A 25,761-nucleotide genomic window follows, 5' to 3' on the forward strand; every position below is an offset into this window, starting at 1 on the left:
TACCGCCTCCCATGCTGCCGCCGAACACAGCCTACGACCTGTCTCTGCAACATCCTCGCTGCGTCTTTCAATTGATGAAGCAACACTTCTCCCGATACACGCCCGAGATGGTGGAGCGCATCACGGGAATTCCTAAAGATCAATTCATCAAGGCCGCAGACACGTTCACCTCCATTCGCAAGGACGGTGACATGAAGAAAGTCGGCACCATCATCTACGCCGTCGGATGGACGCAACATACGTTCGGCACGCAAATCATCCGCACGGCTGCCATGGTGCAATTGCTGCTAGGCAACGTGGGGCGAGCGGGCGGTGGCGTGAATGCATTGCGCGGTCACTCGAACATTCAGGGCGCAACCGACATGGCCGGTATCTTCGACATTTTGCCGGGATACCTGAAGATGCCGGTACCGGCCGATGTCGACCTGAAAACGTATCTGGCTCGCTCGACGCCAAAGAGCGCGAAACCGAAGGAGTGGGATTCGCTCAACTACTGGTCGAACACCCCTGCATTCACGGTCTCTTTGCTGAAAGCGCTTTACGGCGACAAGGCCACGAAGGAGAACGACTATAACTTCCATTGGCTTCCCAAGATCGACCGCAAGTACTCATGGGTCGAGATTTGGGACGACATGTACAAGGGCAAGATCAAGGGCATGGTGTCGTTCGGCATGAACGGCGTGATGATTGGGCCCGATTCTCAGAAAAATATCGATGCATTAAAGAAGGCAGACTTTCTCGTCGTCTGCGAAATCTATCCTGACGAGACCAGCGAATTCTGGCGTTCTCCAGGAATCTCCGCCGAGGAGATGAAGAAGATCAATACGACCGTGTACCGGTTGCCCGGTGCGGGGTTCGCGGAAAAGGACGGAACGTTCGTCAACTCCGCACGGTGGCTGCAATGGAAAAACGTGGCGGTGTCTCCGCCGGGTGAGTGCAAAGTCGACCAGGAAATCCTGGCCCGGATCTTCCTCAAAATCCGCGAGAAGTATGAAAAGCAAGGCGGAAAATTTCCTGACCCGATCCTTGGGCTGGCGTGGAATTACACGAATGCGTTCAATCCGTCGCTTAGCGAAGTGGCGAAAGAGATCAATGGCAAAGCGCTTGCGGATGTGACCGACGAGAAGACGAAGACGACGATCAAAGCCGGCCAGCAGTTGCCGGGCTTTGGATTCCTGCGCGATGACGGGTCCACCCTGTCCGGCAACTGGCTCTATTGCGGATCGTGGACCGAAGCCGGCGCCCAGACTCAGCGGCGCGGGACAGACGATCCATCGGGGCTTGGTATCTATCCGAACTGGGCGTGGGCGTGGCCGATGAATCGGCGCGTACTGTACAACCGTGCTTCCTGCGACTTGAACGGCAAGCCTTGGGATTCGGAGCGACGCCAGGTCTGGTGGAGCGAAGCTCAACAGAAGTGGCTAGGCAACGACGTTCCCGATTTCAAGGTTGATTCAAACCCGAAGGATCACATGGGACCGTACATCATGAATCCCGAGGGTGTTGGTCGCCTCTTCGTGCCGCTCGGTGCTATGGCTGACGGGCCTTTCCCTGAGCACTACGAACCCATCGAGAGCCCGGTGGAGAACCCGCTTCACCCGAAGCAGTCCAACAATCCAGTCGTCAAGAAGTTCAAGACCGACATGGACAAGTACGGGACCGTGAATGATGGATTCAACATTATCTGTACCACGTACCGCCTGACTGAGCACTATCACTACTGGACCAAGAACAATCCCATGACTGTGCAGCTTGTTCCCGAGCCTTTCGTCGAGATCCCAGCGGAACTTGCGAACCAAATGGGCCTGCGAGGCGGCGAGAAGGTCAAGGTGACGAGTGCGCGTGCGCATTATCTCGCGCGCGCCATGGTGACGAAACGCATCAGGCCGATGATGGTCGACGGCAAAAAGCTTTACCAGATCGGAATCCCGATCCACTGGGGTTACCGAGGCATCGCAGAAGACAGGGGCAACACATCGTTGACGCCGGTAAACCTTCTTTCGCCAACTGTCATCGACCCGAATGCGTACACGCCTGAGTTCAAGGGATTCCTCGTGAAGCTCGAAAGAGCATGAAGGAGGCTCGAGATGAGTGATCGCAAGGTCCTGCAGATTCAACAGATCTCGGGCCACCCCGGTCCAATTCCCGGCCTTGGCACGCAACGCGAACCGGTGGTCTGCAAGCTTATTGACACGACAACCTGCATCGGCTGCAAGGCGTGTGAAGTAGCGTGTGTCGAATGGAACGACATGCCATTCCAGGAAACGACCTTCGACAACACGTACCAGACCATGCCGGACACAACCTGGAACTTCTGGAACCTGATCAAGTTCAACGAGCACGAAACAGAAGATGGAGCAGTCCAGTGGCTCATGCGTAAGCACCAGTGCATGCACTGCGCGGATCCCGGATGTCTGCGGGCGTGTCCCGCCGATGGCGCCATTGTGCAATACACGAATGGCATCGTCGATTTTCAGCAGCAGTATTGCATCGGTTGCCAGTTCTGCGTATCGGGCTGTCCTTTCAATGTGCCCAAGTTCAACAACTCCACGAAGAAGGTTTACAAATGCACGCTCTGCTCGGACCGCGTTGGGCAGGGGCTGGAACCGGCTTGCATCAAGGCATGTCCTACCGGGTGCCTCCACTTTGGCACGAAGGAGGACATGAAGGCTCTAGCCGAAACTCGGGTTCAGCAATTGCAGGAGCACTCCGGGTTCAAAGACGCCGGCGTTTACGACCCTGAGACCATCGGCGGGACATCGGTGATTTATGTGCTCCACGATGCAAAAAATCCCGAGATGTACGGTGGCCTGCCTGCAAAGCCGCGCATTCCGCCAAGCTTTACGGTCTGGAAGGACATCTTCAAACCTTTGGGACTGTTTGCGTCCATGATGGGACTTGTCGGCGTAGTGCTCCATTACGTCACGCAGGGTCCACGGCGGGTTCAGCCGCAGCCGCCGGTGAAATACGAAGAGGGCGGTATCGAGTCGAAGAAGGGAGAATGAGAATGGCGACACGAGCCGAGCACTTCGACCGCAGACCCAGGCCCAGTAATCCAATCGACCAGATCGGACGTACCGTAGTTTACGAAGGCGAACTGATGCGCCACCGGGCCTACACGCGCTTCCTTCACTGGTCGTATGGAATTTTCTTCTTCCTCGCGCTGCTCTCCGGATTCGGTATCTACCTGCCTTGGATCTTCGCCTGGTTCACTCCGTTGTTCGGTGGCGGAGCCATGACGCGATTGTTGCATCCATGGTTTGGACTGGGGTTCGTGTTCTTCTTTGGCCTGCAGGTGCTGAACTGGACCTCGCTCATGAATTGGAAACCGAGCGACAGTAAATGGATGGGACGGATCAGAGACTATGTGACGCACCGGGAAACCATGGAATCGGAAGACGTCGGCTTTTTCAACGCAGGACAGAAGTTAATGTTCTGGGAGATTGTGATCGGCAGTGCCGTATATCTCATTACCGGCGTCATCATGTGGTTCCCAGCGACCTTCGGACGGGCGCTGGTCTCGATCAGTTACGTCCTCCACGATATCTCGGCGCTGATCATGCTCGCCGGTATTTTTGTGCACATCTACCTGAGCACCTTCGGAGAACCCGGAACGATTCAGGCAATGACACGAGGGACCGTGAGCGAAGCATGGGCGTGGACGCATCATCCAGGCTGGTATCGCCAACTCACCGGGCGGGATCCCTACCAATCAGTGGAAGACGCTCGAGAACGGTTGCAAGAGGAGCCACCGCAAACAGATCCTACGAAGGCGTTGTAAAGCTCGGGATGAAAAGAGTTTTCCTTGCTTTTGTGCAGGGAAGTGTCAGCGCGCTAATTCCTCCCAGTCCTCTCGCAGCAGGGCGTTCGCATTAGGGCGCTGCGTTCCGAATACGGTCACACCTCTGGCCCGACCGCGGTCTGCCGCGCAGAATTAGTGTGCACTTGCCGAAGCCGCAACGGGCCACCGCTTCTGCATTTCTGCGATGACGGAAAAGCGTATGTCGCGATGCTGCACGATCTTGGAGACCTCCGGATTGTCGCGTGTCAGGAATTCCATCCCACGCTCGCCACCTGTCAGTAGGAAATCCGTTGTTGCGATGCGGTACGTGCGCGACATCTCCAGCGGTTGATTATTCAGAAGCCAACCTGCGCCATCGGCAGTGCGCGAAAGATTCGCCATTTGCAGCCACCCGCCTTTTCCGTGGTTCGCCGTTCCGGCATTCAAGACGCGCTCCAGCAGGCTGCCCTTCATGTCGACCGAGACAATCTTTCCTCCGAAGGGAAGAATGCGGATGATGTCGTACTGTGTTACTGCGCCGGGCAGCAACTCGTCGTCGATGCGAATGGAGCCGGAGTTATAGAACGACGCGATTGCATCCGGAACCTCGTGCAGCACGGCTTCTGCGATCAACTCAGTGAGCTTCGTGCTGGTGGTGCGCACGCTCGCTTCCTTGCCGTCGAGCACTTCGGTGCTCTGGGCGACAACCTGCGTGGGCTCGAAGCCGCTCTTTCGAAATGCATCGAAGGCTCGCGTAACCCATTCACTCACGAGCTTTGCCATCGCGGGGTCCTCTGCAATTTCGGAGTTCATGCGGCGCACGCTGGACTCGATTGCCAGGTGATGCGAATCGGTATCGTAGGCGAGATCGTGGATGTACGCGCTGCGGACATTCGCGTCGGCCTTGTAAATGGGTGTGAAGTCGGCTCCGCGATAGATGCGGATATTTTCGTGTTCGTGTCCGCCCATAATCATGTCGATCTCGGGCACCGTCTTGGCAAGCTGCTGGTCCTGCTCGATGCTGAGGTGCGTGAGTGCGAGCAACACGTCCACTTGCGGACGCAGCGCCTTAGCCTGCTCACTCGCTGTCTTCACTGCATCGAGATACTTAACCCATGGTTTCTGCGTCTGGTCGATAGTGACGCCGATCATGCCAACACGCACCTTCGCCCCTTTAGCTCCTGTGACGGAGAAAACGGCCTTCCGCGGGACTCCTTCAAAGGGTTGGCCCTGTGCGTTGAGGACGTTGCCTGAAATCCACGTTGTCTTCGACTCATGAAGCCGAGCCTTGAAATCCGCTTCAGAGATATCGAATTCATGATTGCCGAAGGTAGCGTAGTCGAGCCCCAGGGCGTTCAGGATTGAGACCGCCTGTTTTCCGGCGAGCGGCTTGCCATCGATGATGGCGGTGCCGAGCGCCGATGGGCTGAAGGCATCGCCAGCGAGGAACACGTAGGTGTTCGGACTGCGCGAAGCGGTCATCTTCCGCAGCGTCGCGAGCCGAGCCATGCCGCCCTCCCTGTCACCCGCAACGGGAGTGAGTTCGTGGACGTCGCTGATGTGAACGATGGTGAAGCGAACCTCTTCGGCGGCAACCGAGATGCTGGCGAGCAAAAGTGCAAGGCACAACGCAAAGCGCTTGAACGGCTTCATGAATGGCTCCCATCCTGCAATTATCAAATCTCGCGATGCGGCACGGCGTGGTCATTCTACTTGAGCGACGAAGCAAAGCGGAGCTGTTAAAACGCGCAAGGCGGCAGAGCGCCGATACCAGCCGGGCGTTCGTGCACCGGGCGACACGGCAGGCAGGCTATGCTGGGGAGCTGCGAATCAGGGATCCGGGAGAATCCATTAACACCAAAGCGCGTCACAGGTGGCGCGCTTTGATGCAATCCAGTTACTTACTGCGCGTTTGCCGCCAGTGCCTGCTGTCGATACCACTCAATGGTGTGCAACAAGCCTTCGCGGAGGTTCGTCTTTGCTGAATATCCAAACTGCTTCGCGGCCAGGCTCACGTCTGCGAGCGAGTGCTTGATATCGCCGTTGCGTTCTTCCTCGTATTTCGCGTTGCCATTGTAGCCGGTCAATTCGCGCATCACGGCGAACATCTCGTTCAGCGTGATCCGCTGACCCGTGGCAACGTTGAAGACGCGCCCAGAAACCTGCGCCGCTGGGGCGTGGCACGCAGTCAGGTTCGCCTCGACTACGTTGTCGATATAAGTGAAATCGCGACTCTGTTCTCCGTCGCCGAAGATGGTGGGCTGCTCGCCCCGCAACATGAGCATGGCAAACTTGGCGATCACGCCGGAGTACATCGAAGTGGGATCCTGATGCGGTCCGAAGACGTTGAAATAGCGAAGCGTGACCGTCTCCAGCCCATAAACCCGCGTGAACGATTTCATGTATAGCTCGCCAGCGAGTTTTGAAACTGCATAGGGCGAGATCGCTTCCGGAAGCATGTCTTCGCGTTTGGGCAACGCCGGCGTGTCGCCGTAAGCCGAAGACGATCCCGCGTACGTTACGCGCTTGACGCCAGCATCGCGAGCCGCGACCAGCAACTCGATCGTGCCGTTTACGTTCGCGTTGTTGCTCTCGATCGGATCGAGAACGGAGCGTGGTACGGAGGGTATCGCCGCCTCGTGGAAGACGTACTCCACATCTTTGCATGCCGCTGCGATGACGGCGCCGTCCGTGATGTCTCCCTCGCGGAAATCAAGTCCGTTCAGGCGGGTCAGATTCTCGCGGAATCCCGTCGAAAAATTGTCGATGCCGCGAACGCGTTCGCCTCTGTCAAGCAGAGCCCGCGCGATCGACGACCCGATAAAACCTGCAACTCCAGTAACCAGGTAGAGTGCCATATTGTCTCAGGACCTCACAATTTTCGACGAACTTATGCCCTTGGTCGCGTTCCGTGTATCCACCACGATCTGCGATTCCGCAACGATGCGAGCATAGTCGTAGTCGGAATGGTCGGTCACGATCACCACGCAGTCGTATTGTCCAAGGTTGCCGAGCGGTGTGCATTCCATGTGCAGATCGTACTTGCGACCCTTGCCGACGAACGGAAAATACGGATCGTTATAGCTGACTTCAGCGCCTTCGTGCTGCAGCAGTTCGATAATGGTCAAGGCCGGCGACTCGCGAAGGTCGTCGATATCCTTCTTGTATGCCACGCCAAGCACCAGAACCTTGGAACCGTTAAGCGCTTTCTTGTGCTTGTTCAGCGCGGTCGCGATGGAAGCCACGACATGATATGGCATTCCGGTATTCACTTCACCGGCCAGCTCGATGAACCGCGTTTGGAAATCGAATTCCTTCGCTTTCCACGACAGGTAATAGGGGTCGACAGGGATGCAGTGTCCGCCGAGGCCAGGGCCGGGGTAGAACGGATGAAAGCCGAATGGCTTGGTTTTCGCCGCCTCGATGACTTCCCATATGTCGATGCCCATTCGCAGACAAAGCAGCTTGAGTTCATTCACCATTGCGATGTTCACGCAACGGTAGATGTTTTCCAGCAACTTGGTCATCTCCGCCGTAGCGGGCGAAGACACCGGCACGGTACGGTTGAAGATGGAGTTGTAGAGCCTGCACGCGATTTCGGAAGCCACCGGCCCGACTCCGCCGATAACCTTTGGAATGTCGCAACGGGCCACCGTGTCGTTGCCGGGGTCCTCACGCTCGGGTGAAAACGCAACCCAGAACCCGTCCTCGTCTGCCGTGCGAGCAACCTTCAGCCCATGCCTGTTCAACTTCTCCAGGAGGGGCACCACCACCTCATCGGTTGTGCCGGGGTAGGTCGTGCTTTCCAGCACAATCATCTGTCCGGCGCGGATGTGGGGCGCAATCGCCTCTACGGTCGCAACGATGTAGCTCATGTCCGGCTCGCGATATTCGTTCAGCGGTGTAGGCACGCAGATGATTACCGCATCCATCTCCGTGATGCGCGAGTAATCGGACGTGGCATTGAAGCCGTTCTTTTGTGCGGCATTGATTTCCGTTGGCGTGATGCGAACGATGTAGGAATTTCCGCTTGCGAGCGTCGCCACCTTCTTGTCGTCGATGTCGAAACCCGTGACGGGGAACTTCTGCTCGCTGTACAGCAACGCGAGCGGCAGCCCGACGTATCCCAATCCTATGATGCCCAACTTCGCCGCGCGGGCGTCGATTTTTGCCAGCAGGCTGGTGAACGCTGTGTTCTGGACGGCAATAGGACTGGAAGGCGCAGACGATGACATACGAGAATCCTCGCCCGAGGTGGGCTGTTGAAGGTGCTATGAACTGCTTCACTACGAGTTTCCCGAACAACTCGCCCAGTTTACGTTCTGAGCTCGCGGATGGGACGAATTCTATAACGTGGTCTGGGCTGTGCGTCGAGCGAGCAGATCCTGCCGCTCCAGCCGTTCCCGAACAAAGGCAATGACGGAGGCAATGATCTCATCCAGTGACCGTGTCGGGTTGAACCCGACCCACTCGCGCGCCTTGCTGATGTCTGGAACGCGCCGTGCCATATCCTCAAACCCAGGACCGTAAGCCTCTGTGTACGGAATGTGCACAATCGAACTTTTCGATCCCGTAGCAGCGATGACTTTCCGTGCAAGTTCGTTGATCGAGATTTCCTCGGTATTGCCAAGATTGAAGATCTCGCCCTGCGCCTTTTCACAAGCCATCAGGCTGAGAAAGCCATCGATAACGTCTGCCACGTGTCCGAAACAGCGTGATTGCTCGCCGGTGCCGTACACCGTGACTGGCTCATTCAGCAACGCCTGTCGAACGAAGGTTGGCAGAACCATGCCGTACTGACCAGTCTGGCGCGGCCCCACGGTATTGAAGAGGCGCACGACTGTGACCGGCAGCTTGTGCTCGCGGTAGTAGGCAAGCGCTAGGAATTCATCAATCGCCTTGGAACAGGCATACGCCCAGCGAGAGTTGTAAGTGCAGCCCAGTACCAGGTCGTCCGTTTCGCTGAAAGGGAACTTGGTGGACTTGCCGTAAACCTCTGATGTTGAGGTGATAATGACGCGCTTGTTCTTTTTGGCAGCCAGTTCCAACACCAGTTCGGAGCCGCCAACGTTGGTCTCAATCGTCTGAACAGGGAAGTCCACAATGCGTTTCACACCGACGGCAGCAGCCAGGTGGAAAACGACATCTGCCAAGTCAACCAGTTCGGCGGTGAGCCGTCGATTGAAAATGCTGTCGGCGTGGAATTCAAATTTCGGGTGCTGGCGAATACCTGCGATGTTCTCGACGCTGCCCGTAGACAGGTCGTCGATGGCGATAACCTCGTGCCCCAATTCCAGCAGGCGTTCGGAAAGGTGCGACCCAATGAATCCTGCGCCGCCCGTGATTAGTGCGCGCATACCTGTTTGACTTCCCTTCGTCAAGAACGTTCTCGCAATTATAAAGCGCAGTAGCTAAGTTCCGGACGGAAGTCGTTGTCGGACCTGCTGAAAACTAGATTCCTTGAATGGCCCACTGGCGGAGCAGGCAAACTTACGCTTTCAGCGCTTGGTCGCCTGCGACGACTTCGATGAAGAGAACTACTCCCACTCGATGGTGCCGGGGGGTTTTGACGTGATGTCGTACACCACCCGATTGATCCCCTTGATTTCGTTGACGATGCGGTTGGAGATGCGCTTGATGACTTCCCATGGTAGTTCGACGATGTCGGCGGTCATGCCGTCTTCTGAGTTCACGGCGCGGATAGCGCAGGTGTAAGCGTACGTGCGCTGGTCGCCCATGACGCCGACGGACATGACTGGAAGAAGCACGGCGAACGACTGCCAAATCTTTTCGTAAAGGCCGGCGTTCCTGATTTCGGTGACTACAATGTGGTCGGCTTCCTGAAGCAAGGAAATGCGCTCGGGCGTGACTTCGCCGAGGATGCGGACGGCGAGGCCGGGGCCGGGGAAGGGCTGGCGTTGCAGCATGTCTTCCGGCATACCCAGGTCGCGCCCAATGCGCCGCACTTCATCCTTAAACAAATCCTTTAAGGGCTCAATCAGTTTGAGCTTCATCTTGTCTGGCAGGCCCCCGACGTTGTGATGGCTTTTGATGGTCTGCGACGGGCCGCGCACGGAACGCGACTCGATGACGTCGGGATAGAGCGTGCCCTGAACGAGCCAGTCGACGTTCCCCTGGGTTTGCTTAACGCGGTGGGCTTCGGCATCGAAGACTTCGATGAATTCGTAACCGATGATCTTGCGTTTTTTCTCAGGCTCGGTGACGCCGGCGAGTTTGGAGAGGAAACGGCCGGTGGCGTCAACGGCGTCCACGTTGAGGTGGAGCTTGTTGCGAAGGTTGAACTGAACTTTCTCGAACTCGTCTTTTCGCAGAACGCCGTTGTTCACGAATATGCAGGTGAGGCGGTCTCCTATGGCGCGGGCGACGAGCGTGGCGGCGACGGAGGAATCCACGCCTCCGGAGATACCGCAGATTGCGCGGCCTTCCGGGCCGACAGTCTGGCGGATGCTTTCCACCGTCTCGTCGATAAAGCGCTGAGGCGTCCAGTTCGGGATGGTTCCGCAGATCTCGAAGAGGAAGTTGCGGAGCACCTGCGTGCCGAGCCTAGTGTGATGGACTTCGGGATGGAACTGGACGGCGTACATGCTTCTCTCGGGATTTTCTATGGCGGCAACGGCTGACGGCGAAGTGCCAACGAGTTTAAATCCCGGGGCCAGTTCTGTGGCTTCATCGCCATGGGACATCCAGACGTTCATCGACGGTGGGAGTCCACGGAAGAGTTTGGACGAGCCGGTGATGGTGACCTCGGCGTGTCCGTACTCTCGCTTGGTGCCGGGGCGAACTTTGCCGCCGAGCTTGTGCGTCATGAACTGTAGGCCGTAACAGATTCCGAGAACGGGCATACCAAGGGCGAGAATGCGCTCATCGGACGGCGGCGCATCGGCGTCGTAAACGGAGCAGGGGCCGCCGGAGAGAATGATGCCTGCCGGCTTGTAACTGCGGACCTCGTCGAGCGAGGCCGTGCAGGGCAGCACGACAGAAAAGACGTTCTGCTCGCGGATCCGGCGCGCGATAAGCTGGGTGTACTGCGACCCGAAATCGAGGATGACGATGGATTGAAGGGATGGATGGTCCACGTACTAATTTGATAGGAAATCGAAAAAAAGGCAAATCGGAAGAATTGGTAATCGGCGGAAAATTAATTGTGCACTGGAAACACGAACGATTACGACAGTTCGGGCGTCGGAACGGGCAGAGGCCGCGGGGACTGGTCGGAGTTTGCGGCGATCGACACGTAACTGGCGAGGCGGGCGACGAGGAGAGCGTCCGAGATAACGAGATAGAGGAGTGTGATCAGGGCGAGCGCGATCCCAGAGGCTGCGGGAACACGGTCCATAAGCGAAATCGGGCCGAGCGCGGCAACGGCAGTCGCGACGGCCAGTACGGATCGGAGCAGGCCATTCAAGGCGGCGGCAGATGCCAATGTGCTTTTATTACGCCGCCAGAACGCAACGGCCTCGGAGATGGAGTCCAGGCTTGATCGCCCATCGCGGATGGCGAAGATGGGTGCCACAGATAAAACCCAGTTGATCGCTGACCAGAAGAGCAGGGACAGAGAGAGCACTCCGAGAAAGGCGAGCACGGCGCGTATGATGTGCGGCTCGTCCGCGGTACCGGCGTTGAGAGCGGCGATGGCTGCGGAACCGAAGTATCCGAGCACGAGCGCAAGCAGCGCAGTAATGCGCAGGAAGTGGAGCATGAACAGCGCGGACCACGGAATTCGGGGCTGCGGGGCGCTAGAGCCTTCGGGGGTTTCTGCGGGCGTGAAGTGTTCGACAAGGGTCGTGAGGGTGGATGCGCGTCCGATGGTGGCGGCGATGATCCACAGGATGGCATACGCCGGGAGCAGGATAGCCGCTAGCCGTGTGAGCAGAGGCAGTGCGGAGCGCAGCACATTCGATATGGCTCCGGCCATGAGAAACGGTTGCATGGTGGCGAGCAGGAGTTGGTCTTGCGGCGTGACTTCAAGTGCGTGCTGTAACTCATTCGAAGAAAACAGGAGCAGCGCGACGGCCGCCAGCGCAAACGTCCACCTCCACGCTATCTCCGCGAGTAACACGTCGGGACGCGCCGAGAGCGCGCGCAGGCCATCGGTGAACGGAGATGGGCGTGGCATGAGCAGAGGATAACGGAATTGGCAGATCGAAGACTGGAAAAATGCAGCGCCGATGAAACGAAAGAGCCCCAGCCGCTTTCGACTGGGGCTCACTTCTAGACGGACTTTTCCGGGTATCGAGTTCTAGCGCACGACGATGTTGACCAGCTTGCCCGGGACAACGATCGACTTCACGATCTGCTTGCCTTCGACGGCGCCCCGGACCTTCTCGTCGGACATGGCGCGTTCCCGCACGATTGCTTCGGGACTGTCCGCAGGCACGGTAAGGCGTCCGCGAAGCTTGCCGTTGACCTGAACGACGATTTCGATCTCGTTCTCTTTCGCCAGCGCCGAATCGTACTGCGGCCAGGGATGGCGGAGGAGCTTCGTGGCGTCTTCGCCCAGAGCCTGCCAGAGTTCGTGGGCAAGGTACGGAGCGAAGGGTGAAAGCAGGAGGACGAGCTTGCGCTGTGCGTCGGCGAGGAAGGCGAGCGGCAGCTGACCTTTGGCCTGGTCTTCGGCGGCGTAGAGATCGTTGACGAGCTCCATGATGGCGGCGATGGAGGTATTGAAGTGCCAGCGTCCGCCGAAGTCGTCCGATACGCGTTTGATCGTCTGATGAAGCTTGCGTTGAACTTTGCATGCGGCGGGCAAGAGCTCAGCCGGCACGGGCTGGTTCCACTCTGGATGCGAGGGCTGCGCGTTGCGAACGACGTAGCGGTACACGCGCGAGAGGAAACGCGAGATGCCCTCGACGCCGGCATCCTGCCAGTCCAGATCGCGGTCGGGCGGAGCGGCGAAAAGCGTGTAGAGACGCGTGGCGTCGGCACCGTAGCGCTCGACCATGTCGTCGGGCGATACGACGTTGCCGAGAGACTTCGACATCTTCGCGCCGTCTTTTATGACCATGCCCTGCGTGAAGAGGCGTTCCGCAGGTTCACTGTTTTTGATCAGTCCCATGTCGCGCATGAACTTGGTCCAGAAGCGCGAATAGATGAGGTGCAGAATCGCGTGTTCGACGCCGCCGATGTACTGGTCGATAGGAAACCAGTAATTCGCAACATCGGAGTCGAAGGGCTTGTCGTCAACCGGGCTGGTGTAGCGATAGAAGTACCAGCTGGAATCGACAAAGGTGTCCATGGTGTCGGTTTCGCGACGCGCTGCGCCGCCACACTTGGGGCAAGTGGTGTTGACGAACTCAGGCACACGGCCGAGCGGTGAGCCGCCGGCGAGCGTGATGGCGATGGCGTCCGGCAAGAGCACGGGCAGCTGATCTTCCGGAACGGGTACCACGCCGCAGTGATCGCAATAGATCATGGGGATCGGCGTACCCCAGTAGCGCTGGCGTGATACACCCCAATCCTTCAAGCGATAGTTGACAGTGGCTTTGCCAAAGCCGTGTTGCTCGGCAAAGGCGGCCATCTTCTTCTGTGCCTCTATGCAGGCGAGTCCGTTGAAGTCGCCGCTGTTGATAAGCAGGCTTTCTTCCCCGGTATACGGAAGGACGTCATTCTCCGGTTCTCCCGCTGCGGGCGGCTCTTCCCGACGTCGAGGGAGGATGACGACGCGGATCTCAAGGTCGTACTTTTTCGCGAACTCGAAGTCGCGCTCGTCATGCGCGGGCACGCTCATGACAGCGCCCGTGCCGTAATCCATCAGGATGTAGTTGGCGACCCAGATGGGCACGCGCTCCTGATTGAACGGATTGATGGCATAGAAGCCGGTGAACACGCCGTGCTTCTCGATGGCGCCGATGTCGCCCTGTTCCTTGGCGCGGCGCTGCTCGTTCACCATGTCCTCGACCCTGTGGAGCAGGTCGGGATTGTTGGCGATGAAATCCGCTACGAGAGGATGCTCGGGCGCGAGTTGGATCGACGTAGCGCCGTAGATGGTGTCAATTCGGGTTGTGAAGACGGTGATCGTGTCGCCCGCTGGCCCGGCGACGTAGTCGACCTTGAAGTCGACGAGCGCACCTTCGCTGCGGCCAATCCAGTTGCGCTGCATCGTGCGAACCTTCTCCGGCCAGCCCTCGAGTTTGTCGAGGTCGCGGAGGAGTTCGTCGGCGTACTTGGTGATGCGGAGGAACCATTGCGTGAGTTCTCTCTGCTCAACAGGAGTGCTTTCGTGACGCCAGCAGCAGCCGCCAACCACCTGCTCGTTGGCAAGAACGGTGGCGCACTCGGGACACCAGTTCACCTTGGACTTCTTGCGATACGCGAGATCCTTCTCGTAGAGCTTGAGGAAGAACCACTGGTTCCAGCGGTAGTACTCCGGCAGGCAGGTTGTGACTTCCTTCGACCAGTCGTAGGCGAAACCGAGGCGCTTCATCTGCGCCTTCATGCTGGCGATGTTGCGGAGCGTCCACTCCTTCGGCGGCGTCTGGTTCTTGATCGCCGCGTTCTCGGCGGGAAGTCCGAAGGAGTCCCAGCCCATGGGATGAAGGACGTTGTGCCCGGTCATCCACATATAGCGGGCGAGCGCGTCGCCAATGGAATAGTTGCGCACGTGTCCCATATGGAGAGCGCCGGAAGGATAAGGCAGCATTTCCAGCACGTAATACTTCTTGCGCTCGGAGTCGCCGGCATCGGAGGCGTATAGCGTCGGGTCCATCTGCCAGGCTGCAGCCCATTTTTCTTCAATGGGAACGGGACGATAGCGCACGTCTTCCGGACGGTCCTCAGGCCGCTCGGCTATGGTGACGGACTTACCGGACTCGCTCGGCTCAGCTTGCGCCAGCTCGGCTATCTTGCCGGGTTCACCGGTGCTGGGGTGGTCAGGTTCGGTGAGGCCAAGTTCAGCAGTGACTTCGCGAACTACATCTCTCACGTCTTCAGCAATCTCGCGAACGGCATCAGAAGCCTGCTCGACAATGTTGTTGTTCTTAGGAGTGCGCTTGCCGGTAGTTTTATTCTTTTCAGTCATTGAGACACTTCGAATCAGTGCGTTTATGTAAACATTGATTCTACAACGGAGAGAGAGAAACCACGCATCTCTCAGCAGAGCAGATCGCTCGGCATTCGTAAATCCGTTGGCAGCCGTGCTCAGCGCTTGTTGGCGCTCGATCGCGTATCGTCAACGAAGGCCTTAAGGGCACGTACGTTGGTCAGGTCGTCGAGAGGGGCGTCGATGGGAGTTTCGGCAATGAAGGCGGCGTGAGCTGTGCGCATATCGTTGAGCAGCCGGGCAAAGAGTTCGGGGCCGATGCTGCCTTTTCCGATGTGTTCGTGGCGGTCGAGTTTGCTGCCGCAGGCGGCCTTTGCGTCGTTGCAGTGCCAGACGGGGACATTAGCGAGACCTATGGTTGCGTCAAGGTGCTGCATGGTCTCAGCATAGCCTTCGGCGGTGGTGATGTCGTAGCCAGCGACGTGGGTATGGCAGGTGTCGATGCAGGCGGCAGCACGTATGTGCTTGCGGAGGCACTGGACGAGTTCGGCGACCTGCTCGAAATTGCCGCCAAGAGAGAACTCGGCCCCGGCGGTATTCTCGATCAGGATGGTGAGGCTGGAGTTCTCGATGCCCGTGTCGCGGACAGCTTCTTCGATGGAGGCGGCGACGCGCTCAAGTCCCTCCTCGCGCGAGCTGCCGCGGAACGAACCGGGATGCAAAACGATGTATTCGGCGCAGAGTGCAATCGCGCGTTCGATTTCCATGCGGAAGGCGGTAATGGATTTCTGAAGGAACTCGGGATTTCCGCCGGCGAGGTTGACCAGGTAGTTGGCGTGGATAACGAGCGGTCGCAGGTCATACTTGTCGCGAAGGCTGTTCATCATGTTGCACTGGTCGCGTCCGAGATCGTAGGGCTTCCACTGGCGCGGACTAGACGAGAAAACCTGGAAGGTGTTGCAGCCGAGTCGCCATGCGCGTTCGGCTGCTGTCTCTACGCCTCCGGCGGTTGATGTATGTATGCCGACGCGGCGCGATGTCGGCGGCGAAGCGGGTTCGGCAGGAAGGAGTTTGAGTATGTCCTTTTCGGGCTTGACGGCGTCTTTCTTGAACGAGCGCGGCATGGCCTCCAAGTTTAGCAAGAGGCGGACGGCGACGGCAGACGTCGGACGGCAGACTTCAAACATCAGACATCAGGCCTCAGATCTCAGACAGTGGACGGCAGACTTCAGACGGCAGACTCTCGACTTCAGACATCAGACAATCGGTTTCAAGCAAGAGCGTCATCCTGATGAGCGGAGCGCCGAAGGCGCGGAGTCGAAGGACCGTGCGGTTCGCTGTCTCAGCAGTGGCCTCGCTCGCCCCGGCCCCTGTTCGCGGCTCTGAACCTTGAGAACCCGCCTTTCCATTGCCCGTAGGCCCTAAGCCGCTATAAACTAAACGTTTCCCGAGGAACCCACGATGTTAGTTGTAATGAAGGCGCACGCGAGCGAAGAGCAGGTGCGTGCGGTATGTGAAAAGATCGAGCGGCTCGGTTATCGTCCGCACTCAATCCCTGGCGCGCAGCGTACGGCAATTGGAATCACCGGCAACAAGGGTGAGGTGAACCCTTCGGCGCTGGAAGAGATGACAGGCGTTCAGGAAGTGATCCGGGTAACCAAGCCTTACAAGCTGGTGAGCCGCGACGTCAAGGAAGAGAACACGATCGTTCGCTTCCCAGCGCAAGGTGCCCAGGTCGACGAGGCGACGATCGGCGGCCGCGAGTTGGCAATCATCGCGGGGCCGTGTGCAATCGAGAACGCGGAGCAGGCGTTCCGTGTGGCAGAGAGGGTGGCGAAGCAAGGCGTGCGTTTCTTCCGCGGCGGCGCCTACAAGCCGCGCACATCGCCTTACGCATTCCAGGGACTGGGTCTTGAAGGTTTGAAGATCATGTCCGGCATCCGCGAGCAATTCGGGATGCGGATTGTGACGGAAGCGGTGGACCACGAGTCGCTCGACCTGGTAGCGGAATGGGCGGATGTAATCCAGATCGGCGCGCGCAACATGCAGAACTTCTCGCTGCTGAAGCAAGCGGGAAAGATGAAAAAGCCGGTGCTGCTGAAGCGCGGCATGAGCGCCACGCTGGAAGAATTCCTGATGGCGGCCGAGTATGTGATGAGCGAAGGGAATTACGAAGTCATCCTTTGCGAGCGCGGCGTGCGCACCTTTGCGGACCACACGCGCAATACGCTGGACCTTAGCGTGGTTCCGGCCGTGCAACGTTTAAGTCATCTGCCGATCGTGGTGGACCCGAGCCACGGCACGGGCAAGCGCAACAAGGTAACGCCGCTTTCACGCGCAGCCGTCGCCGTCGGTGGTGACGGGTTGATCGTTGAAGTGCATAACGATCCCGACCACGCGATGTCTGACGGCGCGCAGTCACTTTTCCCTGAGCAGTTTGATGAGCTGATGTTGCAGGTGCGCCAGATTGCGTCCGTTGTGAACAGGACGGCTCCGGAAGCGCGCGATGCGGCGACAGCCAAGACGCTGCGTGCGGCTACAAGCACGAGCAAACCAGCCGCGGCCCTGTGAAAACACAAAATAAAATTGCTATTCTCGCACTCGCGGCGGTTCTGATCGCCGCCCCTGCCTGCCGCAACAAAGCCGAAACGAATCAGCGCGAGTACGCTTACGTCTCGAACGGGAAGAGCGACACGGTTACCGTCATCGACCTGAACGAACTGAAGCCATTGAAGACGCTGACGGTCGGAAAGAGCCCGACGGGCGTAGCGGAGAATCCGGCAAAGAACGAAGTTTACGTCGTGAACACCGAGTCAAACAGTGTCTCCGTCATCGACGCCGATCGCAACGAGGTGGTGGCAACAATCGGCGTGCATCGCGCGCCGTATTTTATTTCGGTGAGCGCGGATGGCACACGCGCTTACGTGGCGAACTCGGGCTCCAACAATGTGAGCGCCATCGATCTGGATCGGCGACAGGTGCTGGCTAATATAGACGTCGGCGTGCAGCCGGGGCTGGCGCGAGTTTCGAAGGACGGCCGGGTTGTCGTCGTCACGAATCGCGGAGGTAACTCCGTGAGCGTAATCGATGCAGCGAAGCTGACGATGCGTGCGGAGATTCCTGTCTGCAAGAATCCGGAAGATCTGCGGATTCTGCCGGATGCTAGCAAGGTGTTCGTGGCGTGCACGGCTTCGGGACAGGTCGCCGCAGTGGATTTGAAGAACAACAAGGTGCTTGCGCTGTTGAAGGTTGGACAGACGCCAATCCAGTTGGCTTTAAAGCCCGATGGCGGTGAACTGTTCGTGAGCAACTACGATGCGCACACGATCTCGGCCATCAACACCACGGCGAACGAAGTGAGCGAGAGCTTCCTGGCGGGCGACAATCCAGTCCGCGGCCTGGTGACGAGCGACAACGCGCTGCTGTTCGTGAACAATCACGGATCGAACACGGTTGCTGTCGTAGATATCGGCACGCGCAAAATGCTGGTGAGCGTGCAGGTGGGGAGCCGTCCGGATGCGATGGCGCTCTCGACGGGCGAGAAACTATTGCTGGTAGTGGATTCACATTCAGGCGATGTTGCGGTGCTGCGGCTCGATAAGCGTATCGACAAGAAAAACACGAACCCGCCGCAGCGGCTGTTTACGATGGTGCCCGTGGGCATGCAGCCGAATGACATTGCAGTGAAAGCGATTGCTGCGCTGTAGCCGGTTTAATGCATCCTATCTATTCTTCCTAATGGCCAAGTGCGCACAGTGCGGTAACAGTTTCTCGAACTGGTATGGGGACGTTCAGGCATTGTGCGCCAACTGCCGGGCGAGGAATGCTGCGGTTCGTCAGTCGCCCGCGCCGGATGGCGAGGTGCTGGCTCAGGAAGACGCGCATCTGCCTGCGCAGGTAGCGGCAGGAGAGACGCATCTTTCTTGCACGGTAGTGCTGATTGCGTTGAACGTGCTGGTGTTCATAGCAGTGGTGCTGACCGGCGGCTCGGTTCTGAATCCGAGCGTGGAGAAGCTGCTGCGGTGGGGCGCGAACTACGGACCTTACACGCTCGAAGGGCAGTGGTGGCGGCTGCTGACCTCAACTTTCCTGCATGGTGGACTACTGCACCTGGCCTTCAATATGTGGGCGTTCCTCAACCTTGGGCTCTTGGCCGAGGTGCTATTCGGGCGCAGAAACTTCGTCGCGATGTACCTGCTGTGCGGGCTGGGTGGCAGCGTCGCGAGCTTATGGTGGCATCCGACGGTGGTCGGCGTGGGAGCATCGGGCGCAATCTTTGGTATCGCGGGCGCGTTGCTGCCGGCGATCTTCTTTCATAAGAATGAGAACTTGCGGCGGGTGCTGCGCGGCAACCTGAGCAGCATCACGCTATTCGTGATCTACAACATCGCGTTCGGAGCAGCCTCGGCGAAGATTGACAATGCGGCGCACCTTGGCGGGTTAGTCACGGGTCTGGTGCTGGGCAGGTTGTTGCCAACAACTGGGCACGTGCGCGATGACCGTGCGGATGTACGAAGCTACGCGGCGCTCGCGGCAGTTGCGGCCTTGATCGCAGGAGGCACGGTGTACGCCTCGCATGCGAACGCCGGGGTAGTGGCGTTCTCGCAGGCGCAGCAGGCCCTGCGAGCGAATGACAAAGACACCGCATTGCTCCAGGCGAAACGCGCGGCGGAGGCGTCCCCCAAGATGGTGGCGGCACACTACTTGGCAGGCACGCTTTATCTGGATCGCAAGCAACTGGACGATGCTGCCACGGAGTTGCACAAGACGGTAGAACTTGATCCGAAATTTGCGGACGGGCACAGTCAGTTGTGCGTGGCGTTGCTGCGCAAAGGTGATCTGGATGGCGCGCTTGGCCACTGCAAGCTGGCAACAGAGTTGGACCCGAAGGACTCAGACAAGAGTTTCAACCTGGGACTCGTGTATAGGACGAAGCATCAGCGCGCAGAGGCGATTTCTGCTTTTAAGAGGGCGGCGGAGTTGCGACCGGATTCGGCCGAGGAGAACTACTTCTATGCCGTCGCACTGCTGGAAGATAAACGGTACGCGGACGCAGTGAGGCAACTGGAAAAAGTGGTGCAGATAGATCCGGATTACAACGGGGCGGCGGAACTTCTGCGACAGGCGAAAGAAGAAGCGCGACAGCCCTAGTGCACATACCGCTACTAGCGGTTAGTTGCTCCAATGTGGCGCAACCCCGAGCCGCGTGTCGCCGGGACTTCTAAAACCGGGCGCAATCTCCTGCTTACGCCGCTTTGGCTTCTTCGACCTCGTACATGGAGTACCAGGGCGTCGCGGCTTCGAGACTCTTGTTGACGTTCTCAATGTTCTTGACGCCTTCTGTGGAGAGCCATTCGCGGAAGGCTTTGTCACCCTTCTCGGCGTAAATGGGGATGCCATCTTTCCACGTGGCGCGTCCGCAGAGGACTCCGTTGAACTTGACGCCGGACTCGGCGGCGAGTGCGAGACCATCATTGAATTCGGCATTCGAAACTCCGGCCGAAAGATAGATGAATGGCTTAGTGGCGGCGGAGGCCGCATCGAGAAAATGGTGCCTGGCTTCCTGCCGGGTGTACGCTGCCTGTCCCTTGGATGACTTGGCACCCTGGACGAACTGCATGTTGACCGGCACTTCAACCTTGAGAACGTCCACGCCGTAGCGGGCCTTTGAGAACTCGGCCATGCTGGCCTTCACGATTTCCGGTTTCTTCTTCGCGTAGTCGAGTCCCTTCTCGTCGGCGCCTTCTTCGTAGCCTACAAACTCGAGGAAGAATGGAATGTCGTTGGCGCGGCATTCGTCACCTATGCGCTCGACCCAGGCGTGCTTCTGATCGTTGATCTCCTTGGGATCGAAGGGCGTGTAGTAGAGCAGAATCTTGACGCAGTCGGCGCCTGCTTCCTTCAAGCGGCGTGCGCTCCAGTTGTCGAGCAGGTCGGGCAGTCGGCCCGGGCCTGTCTTGTCGTATCCGGTTTTTTCGTAGGCGAGGAGAAGGCCGGCATTCTTTGCGCGCTTCTTGCTGGCAGGGAGGCCCCACTCGGGATCAAGCAGAATCGCGGAAGCATGGGGGGTGAGTATCTCGGTGACGGACGTCTTGAACTCTATCAATTCTTTGTCACCGGCGTTGGCGCCCAGCGCCTTCTTGAGAGAGCCGCGCTGGTCCATTGCTGCGGCGGCGATGACTCCGCGCTGATTGGAAACGGCTTTCAGGCCGGCAAGTTTTCCGGGAGTGAGTTTCACTGGAGTGCCTCCTACGCGCTGGTTGGAATGTAGGTAGCTCGGTTCTGGTTGCCGCGGTCGGCACACCGTGTTACGTTGAAAGATTACAGCTACGAGGGATCGATGCGGCCCTGGGAGATGCAGGGCTGGCTCGCGGGCAAACGCGAACATTGCCCGAAGCGCCCCCACGTCGGATTCAGTACAAGTTCATAAACCAGGCGAGCAATCGTCCCCCGAAGGAGAAATGCACATATGCCCCTAGTCTCAATGCGGCAACTGCTCGATGAAGCGGCCAAAGGCGGATATGGCGTCGGCGCTTTCAACGTCAACAATATGGAACAGATCCAATCAATCATGGAGGCCGCTCGGGAAACGAAGTCGCCGGTAATCATCCAGGCAAGCCGGGGCGCGCGCAGCTATTCGCAGGACAAGTTCCTGTATCACCTGATGTTGGCTGCGGCAGAACTGTATCCGGAGATCCCGCTTGTCATGCATCTGGACCACGGCAATAGCGTGGAGACTTGCAAGTCTGCCATCGACCTTGGTTTCACCAGCGTGATGATGGATGGCTCGCTGATGCCGGATGGCAAAACTCCCTCAAGCATGGATTACAACGTCAAGGTGACGCGTGAAGTCGTCGAGATGGCGCACGCGAAGGGTGTGACCGTCGAGGGCGAGATCGGCGTACTGGGCGGAATCGAAGACGGGCATGGCGCTGGCGGCACCGGCCTGGAACACGTAACCGATCCCGACCAGGCAGTGGAGTTCGTGGCGAAGACAGGACTGGATGCGCTGGCAATCGCGATCGGCACCAGCCACGGCGCTTACAAGTTCTCGCGCAAGCCCGACGGCGCTGTGTTGAAGATGGATGTACTGCTGGCGATTCACAAGCAACTGCCGCACGTTCACCTCGTTATGCACGGCTCATCGAGCGTGCCGAAGGAGTTGCAGGACATCATCAACCAGTACGGCGGCAAGCTGAATCCGACTTGGGGCGTTCCGGTGGAAGAAATCCAACTCGGCATCCGTAACGGCGTTCGCAAGATCAACGTGGATACGGATAACCGGTTGGCGATTACGGGCGCGATCCGCAAGGTATTCGTGGAGACGCCGGAGAAGTTCGACCCGCGCGACTACCTGAAGCCGGCCCGCGAAGCGATGAAGAAAGTTGTGGCGGAGCGCATGGTGCAGTTTGGCCAGGCCGGTCATGCAGGAGACTACAAACCGATCTCGTTGTCTGAGATGGCGAAAAAGTACGCGACGGCAGCAGCGGCGAAGTAGGAATCCCGAAGCCAAGTCGCGCAAGTCAATCGGAAGAGTAAAGCCGTGGGGCGGCGTAAGGCTGCTCACGGCTTTTTTCTTTAGCTGGCAGCGCGGTTCACTTCTTTGTTTTCGGCGGTTCCCAGAGCTCAACCTTATTGCCTGCCGGGTCGTAGATCCAGGCGAAGCGTCCATACTCGGCTTCCTCGCGCTTTGGATCGATGGCGACGCGCCCGGACTCTAGTTTCGCGAGTAGGGCGTCGAGATCGTCTACGCGGAAGTTGATCATGAACTGCGATGGGCTGGGGTCGAAGTATTTGGAATCCTGCGGGAACGCGGAGAAGACGCTCATGCCGCCGTCCGTTTGCGGGTCGTCAGGCCAGAAAAAGGCTGCGCCTTCGCCGGGCTTCATGGCGATGCCGAGATGCTGGGTATACCACGCGGCGAGCCCTGCGGCGTCGCGCGCCTTGATGAAGATGCCACCGATTCCTGTGACACGTGCCATTGGCCGTCCTCCTAGAACGGAACCGGTGCAGCATAGCACGTGTCCTGTCGACGGCGGGCGTGCGAGCTATGCGGCTCAGCCGAGCTTCATTCCGCTGAGCGCCTCACGCTCGAGTTCGATCAACTGAGCAAGTCCGAGGCGGGCGGTGGAGATCATTTTGGCGAGCTGTTCGTCGGTGAAGGGAACCTGCTCGGCTGTGGCCTGAAGTTCAATAAAGCGTCCGCCGCCGGTCATGACGAAGTTCATGTCCACTTCGGCGCGGGCATCCTCTTCATACGCCAGGTCCAGCATGACCTCGCCGTCAACGATGCCGACACTGGTGGCCGCTACGTAGTCGCGGAGAGGTATCTGCTTGAGCGTGCCGGCGTCCACGAGTTTCTGCATCGCCAGCGAGAGTGCGACGAAGGCCCCGCTGATGGACGCCGTGCGAGTGCCGCCGTCGGCCTGGATGACGTCGCAGTCGATCCAGATGGTGCGCTCGCCCAATCGACGCAAATCAACGACCGCCCGCATGGAGCGCCCGATGAGGCGCTGGATCTCGTGCGTGCGTCCGCCCTGTCGGCCTTTGGAACTTTCACGCGCAGTGCGGGTGAGGGTGGCGCGTGGCAACATGCCGTACTCAGAGGTGATCCAGCCCTTGCCGGAGTTGCGCATCCAGTGCGGCACGCTCTCTTCGACGCTCGCTGTGCAGATGACGCGCGTGTTGCCAACCTCGATGAGGCAAGAGCCTTCGGCGGTGGCAATGAATTCGGGGGTGATCTTGACGGGGCGCATCTGGTCGGACGTGCGATTGTCGGAGCGATAGATCATCGTGGGCGGCTCGGCTTTCAGGGGACGTTCCATAAGATTTTGTTGTTGCAAAGTAATAATCGGGTAATTGTAAATCTTCAGACGGCGGAAGGCAGGCGGCAGAGGAAAGACGGTGCGCGGACTGAAGGGAGTTACAGTTCTTCGGTCTGCAATCCAGGCGAGTTACAATTCACCGCCATGCGCAACCTTTTCATTGCTCTCGCTCTTCTTGTCTCCACCGTCGCTGTTGCCGCTACGCCCTGCAAATCGGGCGCAGCGCCTCGCAAGCTCAACCGGACCTCTTTGCAGAATGTTCAGAAGAAGGTCAACCTCGGCGCCGACTCGTGGCGTTTTGATGCAAAGGAAGTGGCCGCGAGAGAAGTCGAGTCCATAGACACTTCGCAGAAAGCCGCCGTAGTTAAAGGCGCGCTCAAGCCCATCAAGTCGGATGAGCGCACCGCCGTCCTCACCTACGCCGCGCCTGATCGCTCGTTCGACATCACGCTCAAGAAGCCGGAATGGCTTCTTCCATATTCGGGCATCTACAAAACGATGATGTGGATCGTCACCGACGTAAAGACCACCTGCGCGACCGACGCCAAGAAATCGCCGAAACCCGCGCCCAAGACGGCGAACAAATAGCGCTTCTATAGGGCGAATAGTTGATAGAGCGGGTCAGCCGCCGAGGTCTACGTGCTCCACATTCTCGATCGGGTGGCCGAGGAAGAGCGGGGCCATGCGGCTGAACTTTTCTGCGGAGTCAGTTACGTAGAAGTGGAACGTGGGAGCGGCAGGCGAGGGCGGCTCTGTGCCATCTGGCGAGTCTGGTGCTGAGCGGGGCGCTTGTCCCACGCCATCGAGCGCGTCGAGTTCGTCGGCGACGGCCTGGGCCGTAGCTTCGGCGGAGTCAACGATCTCGATGTTAGCGGGAACGACGCGGCGAAGAAGGCTGCGGATGAGCGGGTAATGGGTGCAGCCGAGTACGAGCACGTCTGTGTGGGCGGAGGCGGAGCCCAATGCTTCGGCGAGATAGATGCGTGCGACGTGTTCGGTGACGGGGTGATCGGTCCACCCCTCTTCGACAAGCGCGACGAAGAGTGGGCAGGCTTTTTCATGCGTGGCGAAGCCGCGCTTGGCGAGCGCGCGCTGGTAAGCGTGCGTGCTGATCGTTGCTTCGGTGCCGATAACGACTGCTTCGCGCGACCGGCTGACTTCGGCTGCGCGCTCGGCGCCCGGATCTATGACGCCAATAACTGGGATGTCCACGGCGGAACGCACGTCGTACAAAGCGAGCGCGCACGCCGTGTTGCACCCGATAACGAGGATGTCCGGTTTCTGCTGTTCAAGAAAGCGGGCTGCGCCGATGGCATAGCGCGCCACGGTTTCGCGCGACTTGCTGCCGTAAGGAAGGCGCGCGGTGTCGCCGAAGTAAAGATAGTCGGCATTAGGGATGATGGCCGCAATGGCGCGCAAAACGGTAAGCCCACCGACGCCGGAGTCAAAGACGGCGATGCGATGCCGACGATCAATTAAATGGCGATCAATGGAACGAAGTTCGCTTACGGCGGAGTTAGTCGCTGACGAGGAGTTGCTGGTCGATGTACTCACTGCATCTCCCGTGCCAGCTGGTTGATGGTGGGCAGATCGTAAAAGGCTTTGAGATCGGCGTGGCCGGCGAGCGTTTCTCTCTCGTGTCCGTCTACAAGAATTTTGACGCGCGTGACCTTGGGGAGCGCGCTGGCAAAGGTTTGCAACATGGAGATAACCGTTAGTTCCTCAACAAGCACGCCGGAACGGTGCGCGTCCGCGAAGGCCGCGTTGGTGTCGATGACGGCCGTAGTGTCGTTGACCAGGTACACGTCTTTCACGTCTGCTCCATCGCCTAATGAGTGCGGGGAAGGCTTCTCCAAATAAGCCGCGAAGAGTGCGCGGAGAGCTTGTCGTGCTCGCTCGGCCGGTTCGGGCGGAAGCGCGATTTGAACCGTTCTTTGGCGCAGCACTCCTTCATCATCATAGGCGACCCAGAGCGTAACCGGCTCGGTCGGCCCGGCAACGGGCGGCGCGACGGGACGCGTGTCCGCCTGTTGCTGCGTCTGCTCGGCGCGTCGCTTAAGTTGTAACGCGTAAAAGCCGAGTCCGAACGCGACCAGCAACATGAGGATGAGCGCGATCTGAAGGTGCCGAGGAATCATGGGCGAATCTTGAGTGTA

21 protein-coding genes are annotated in these 25,761 nt (G+C 58.7%); 8 read left to right on the forward strand and 13 right to left on the reverse strand.

The genetic code is table 11. The annotated features are described in order from the left end of the window. The 3 genes from fdnG to VN622_13605 all read left to right on the forward strand — a co-directional run. Nucleotides 1-2,075 (forward strand): formate dehydrogenase-N subunit alpha (gene fdnG, locus VN622_13595; protein ID HWR36889.1); only part of this gene is annotated, 2,075 nt, incomplete at its 5' end. Nucleotides 2,076-2,087: 12 nt separating this feature from the next. Next, complete coding sequence (gene fdxH / locus VN622_13600; protein ID HWR36890.1) at nt 2,088-3,005, forward strand: formate dehydrogenase subunit beta; 918 nt, start codon at nt 2,088-2,090, stop codon at nt 3,003-3,005. Between the two features lie 2 nt (nt 3,006-3,007). Further along, nucleotides 3,008-3,781, forward strand: a complete 774-nt coding sequence (locus VN622_13605; GenBank protein ID HWR36891.1) for a formate dehydrogenase subunit gamma — start codon at nt 3,008-3,010, stop codon at nt 3,779-3,781. 153 nt (nt 3,782-3,934) lie between these two features. Here VN622_13605 and VN622_13610 read toward each other — a convergent pair whose 3' ends face one another. From VN622_13610 to VN622_13645, 8 genes are all read right to left on the reverse strand, one after another. Further along, nucleotides 3,935-5,434 (reverse strand): bifunctional metallophosphatase/5'-nucleotidase, encoded by a 1,500-nt coding sequence (locus VN622_13610; protein HWR36892.1) that lies wholly within the window; start codon nt 5,432-5,434, stop codon nt 3,935-3,937. Nucleotides 5,435-5,682: 248 nt separating this feature from the next. Next, nucleotides 5,683-6,639: an SDR family oxidoreductase gene (locus tag VN622_13615; GenBank protein HWR36893.1), complete on the reverse strand. Its 957-nt coding sequence runs from the start codon at nt 6,637-6,639 to the stop codon at nt 5,683-5,685. Nucleotides 6,640-6,645: 6 nt separating this feature from the next. After that, nucleotides 6,646-8,016: a nucleotide sugar dehydrogenase gene (locus tag VN622_13620; protein ID HWR36894.1), complete on the reverse strand. Its 1,371-nt coding sequence runs from the start codon at nt 8,014-8,016 to the stop codon at nt 6,646-6,648. Between the two features lie 111 nt (nt 8,017-8,127). Further along, nucleotides 8,128-9,138 carry a GDP-mannose 4,6-dehydratase gene (locus VN622_13625; protein HWR36895.1) on the reverse strand — a complete coding sequence of 337 codons (1,011 nt, stop codon included), beginning with the start codon at nt 9,136-9,138 and terminating at the stop codon, nt 8,128-8,130. 180 nt (nt 9,139-9,318) lie between these two features. Then, nucleotides 9,319-10,878 (reverse strand): glutamine-hydrolyzing GMP synthase, encoded by a 1,560-nt coding sequence (gene guaA / locus VN622_13630; protein ID HWR36896.1) that lies wholly within the window; start codon nt 10,876-10,878, stop codon nt 9,319-9,321. Between the two features lie 89 nt (nt 10,879-10,967). Beyond that, a complete protein-coding gene (locus VN622_13635) occupies nt 10,968-12,011 on the reverse strand; it encodes a hypothetical protein (protein HWR36897.1) in 1,044 nt (347 codons plus the stop codon). Between the two features lie 30 nt (nt 12,012-12,041). Then, nucleotides 12,042-14,819: a leucine--tRNA ligase gene (leuS, locus tag VN622_13640; protein HWR36898.1), complete on the reverse strand. Its 2,778-nt coding sequence runs from the start codon at nt 14,817-14,819 to the stop codon at nt 12,042-12,044. A gap of 119 nt (nt 14,820-14,938) precedes the next feature. After that, nucleotides 14,939-15,967 (reverse strand): deoxyribonuclease IV, encoded by a 1,029-nt coding sequence (locus VN622_13645; protein HWR36899.1) that lies wholly within the window; start codon nt 15,965-15,967, stop codon nt 14,939-14,941. Nucleotides 15,968-16,241: 274 nt separating this feature from the next. On the opposite strand from VN622_13645, the gene aroF reads away from it, so the two are divergent. Genes aroF through VN622_13660 form a run of 3 tightly spaced genes read left to right on the forward strand, consistent with a single transcriptional unit; the run spans nt 16,242 to nt 19,931 of the window. Continuing rightward, entirely contained in the window at nt 16,242-17,351 is a 1,110-nt protein-coding gene (gene aroF / locus VN622_13650) for a 3-deoxy-7-phosphoheptulonate synthase (protein HWR36900.1), read from the forward strand. Then, the gene (locus VN622_13655; GenBank protein HWR36901.1) at nt 17,348-18,487 is read left to right on the forward strand and encodes a beta-propeller fold lactonase family protein; all 1,140 of its coding nucleotides are present in this window, start codon (nt 17,348-17,350) and stop codon (nt 18,485-18,487) included. Before aroF ends, VN622_13655 begins: the two co-directional genes overlap by 4 nt. Nucleotides 18,488-18,518: 31 nt before the next feature. Then, nucleotides 18,519-19,931, forward strand: a complete 1,413-nt coding sequence (locus tag VN622_13660) for a rhomboid family intramembrane serine protease (GenBank protein HWR36902.1) — start codon at nt 18,519-18,521, stop codon at nt 19,929-19,931. A gap of 94 nt (nt 19,932-20,025) precedes the next feature. Here VN622_13660 and VN622_13665 read toward each other — a convergent pair whose 3' ends face one another. After that, on the reverse strand, nt 20,026-21,018 hold the full coding sequence (locus VN622_13665) for a tagatose 1,6-diphosphate aldolase (protein ID HWR36903.1): 993 nt from the start codon (nt 21,016-21,018) through the stop codon (nt 20,026-20,028). 231 nt (nt 21,019-21,249) lie between these two features. Here VN622_13665 and fba point away from each other — a divergent pair, with 231 nt between their 5' ends. Continuing rightward, complete coding sequence (gene fba / locus VN622_13670; protein HWR36904.1) at nt 21,250-22,278, forward strand: class II fructose-bisphosphate aldolase; 1,029 nt, start codon at nt 21,250-21,252, stop codon at nt 22,276-22,278. A gap of 97 nt (nt 22,279-22,375) precedes the next feature. Here fba and VN622_13675 read toward each other — a convergent pair whose 3' ends face one another. Together VN622_13675 and rph are read right to left on the reverse strand one after the other, a co-directional pair. Beyond that, nucleotides 22,376-22,762, reverse strand: a complete 387-nt coding sequence (locus tag VN622_13675) for a VOC family protein (protein HWR36905.1) — start codon at nt 22,760-22,762, stop codon at nt 22,376-22,378. A 75-nt stretch (nt 22,763-22,837) separates the two neighbouring features. After that, nucleotides 22,838-23,572 (reverse strand): ribonuclease PH, encoded by a 735-nt coding sequence (gene rph / locus VN622_13680; GenBank protein ID HWR36906.1) that lies wholly within the window; start codon nt 23,570-23,572, stop codon nt 22,838-22,840. Nucleotides 23,573-23,749: 177 nt separating this feature from the next. Between rph and VN622_13685 the strand changes: the two genes are divergently transcribed. After that, on the forward strand, nt 23,750-24,193 hold the full coding sequence (locus VN622_13685) for a hypothetical protein (GenBank protein HWR36907.1): 444 nt from the start codon (nt 23,750-23,752) through the stop codon (nt 24,191-24,193). A 33-nt stretch (nt 24,194-24,226) separates the two neighbouring features. On the opposite strand, the gene murI is transcribed toward VN622_13685, so the two are convergent. Next, the gene (gene murI, locus VN622_13690; protein HWR36908.1) at nt 24,227-25,159 is read right to left on the reverse strand and encodes a glutamate racemase; all 933 of its coding nucleotides are present in this window, start codon (nt 25,157-25,159) and stop codon (nt 24,227-24,229) included. After that, nucleotides 25,156-25,743: a GerMN domain-containing protein gene (locus VN622_13695; GenBank protein HWR36909.1), complete on the reverse strand. Its 588-nt coding sequence runs from the start codon at nt 25,741-25,743 to the stop codon at nt 25,156-25,158. Before VN622_13695 ends, murI begins: the two co-directional genes overlap by 4 nt. Nucleotides 25,744-25,761: the final 18 nt, after the last annotated feature.

It is taken from the genome of Clostridia bacterium, assembly GCA_035561135.1.
Lineage (GTDB): Bacteria > Acidobacteriota > Terriglobia > Terriglobales > Acidobacteriaceae > DATMYA01.

Excerpts from the sequence above, each read along its gene's own strand:
- leuS (HWR36898.1), bottom strand. The coding sequence starts at position 14,819 with ATGACTGAAAAGAATAAAACTACCGGCAAGCGCACTCCTAAGAACAAC.
- VN622_13620 (HWR36894.1), bottom strand. The coding sequence starts at position 8,016 with ATGTCATCGTCTGCGCCTTCCAGTCCTATTGCCGTCCAGAACACAGCG.
- VN622_13675 (HWR36905.1), bottom strand. The coding sequence starts at position 22,762 with ATGGCACGTGTCACAGGAATCGGTGGCATCTTCATCAAGGCGCGCGAC.
- VN622_13685 (HWR36907.1), top strand. The coding sequence starts at position 23,750 with ATGCGCAACCTTTTCATTGCTCTCGCTCTTCTTGTCTCCACCGTCGCT.
- rph (HWR36906.1), bottom strand. The coding sequence starts at position 23,572 with ATGATCTATCGCTCCGACAATCGCACGTCCGACCAGATGCGCCCCGTC.
- fdxH (HWR36890.1), top strand. The coding sequence starts at position 2,088 with ATGAGTGATCGCAAGGTCCTGCAGATTCAACAGATCTCGGGCCACCCC.
- VN622_13625 (HWR36895.1), bottom strand. The coding sequence starts at position 9,138 with ATGCGCGCACTAATCACGGGCGGCGCAGGATTCATTGGGTCGCACCTT.
- VN622_13645 (HWR36899.1), bottom strand. The coding sequence starts at position 15,967 with ATGTTTGAAGTCTGCCGTCCGACGTCTGCCGTCGCCGTCCGCCTCTTG.
- VN622_13660 (HWR36902.1), top strand. The coding sequence starts at position 18,519 with ATGGCCAAGTGCGCACAGTGCGGTAACAGTTTCTCGAACTGGTATGGG.
- VN622_13695 (HWR36909.1), bottom strand. The coding sequence starts at position 25,743 with ATGATTCCTCGGCACCTTCAGATCGCGCTCATCCTCATGTTGCTGGTC.
- VN622_13610 (HWR36892.1), bottom strand. The coding sequence starts at position 5,434 with ATGAAGCCGTTCAAGCGCTTTGCGTTGTGCCTTGCACTTTTGCTCGCC.
- VN622_13605 (HWR36891.1), top strand. The coding sequence starts at position 3,008 with ATGGCGACACGAGCCGAGCACTTCGACCGCAGACCCAGGCCCAGTAAT.
- VN622_13615 (HWR36893.1), bottom strand. The coding sequence starts at position 6,639 with ATGGCACTCTACCTGGTTACTGGAGTTGCAGGTTTTATCGGGTCGTCG.
- aroF (HWR36900.1), top strand. The coding sequence starts at position 16,242 with ATGTTAGTTGTAATGAAGGCGCACGCGAGCGAAGAGCAGGTGCGTGCG.
- fba (HWR36904.1), top strand. The coding sequence starts at position 21,250 with ATGCCCCTAGTCTCAATGCGGCAACTGCTCGATGAAGCGGCCAAAGGC.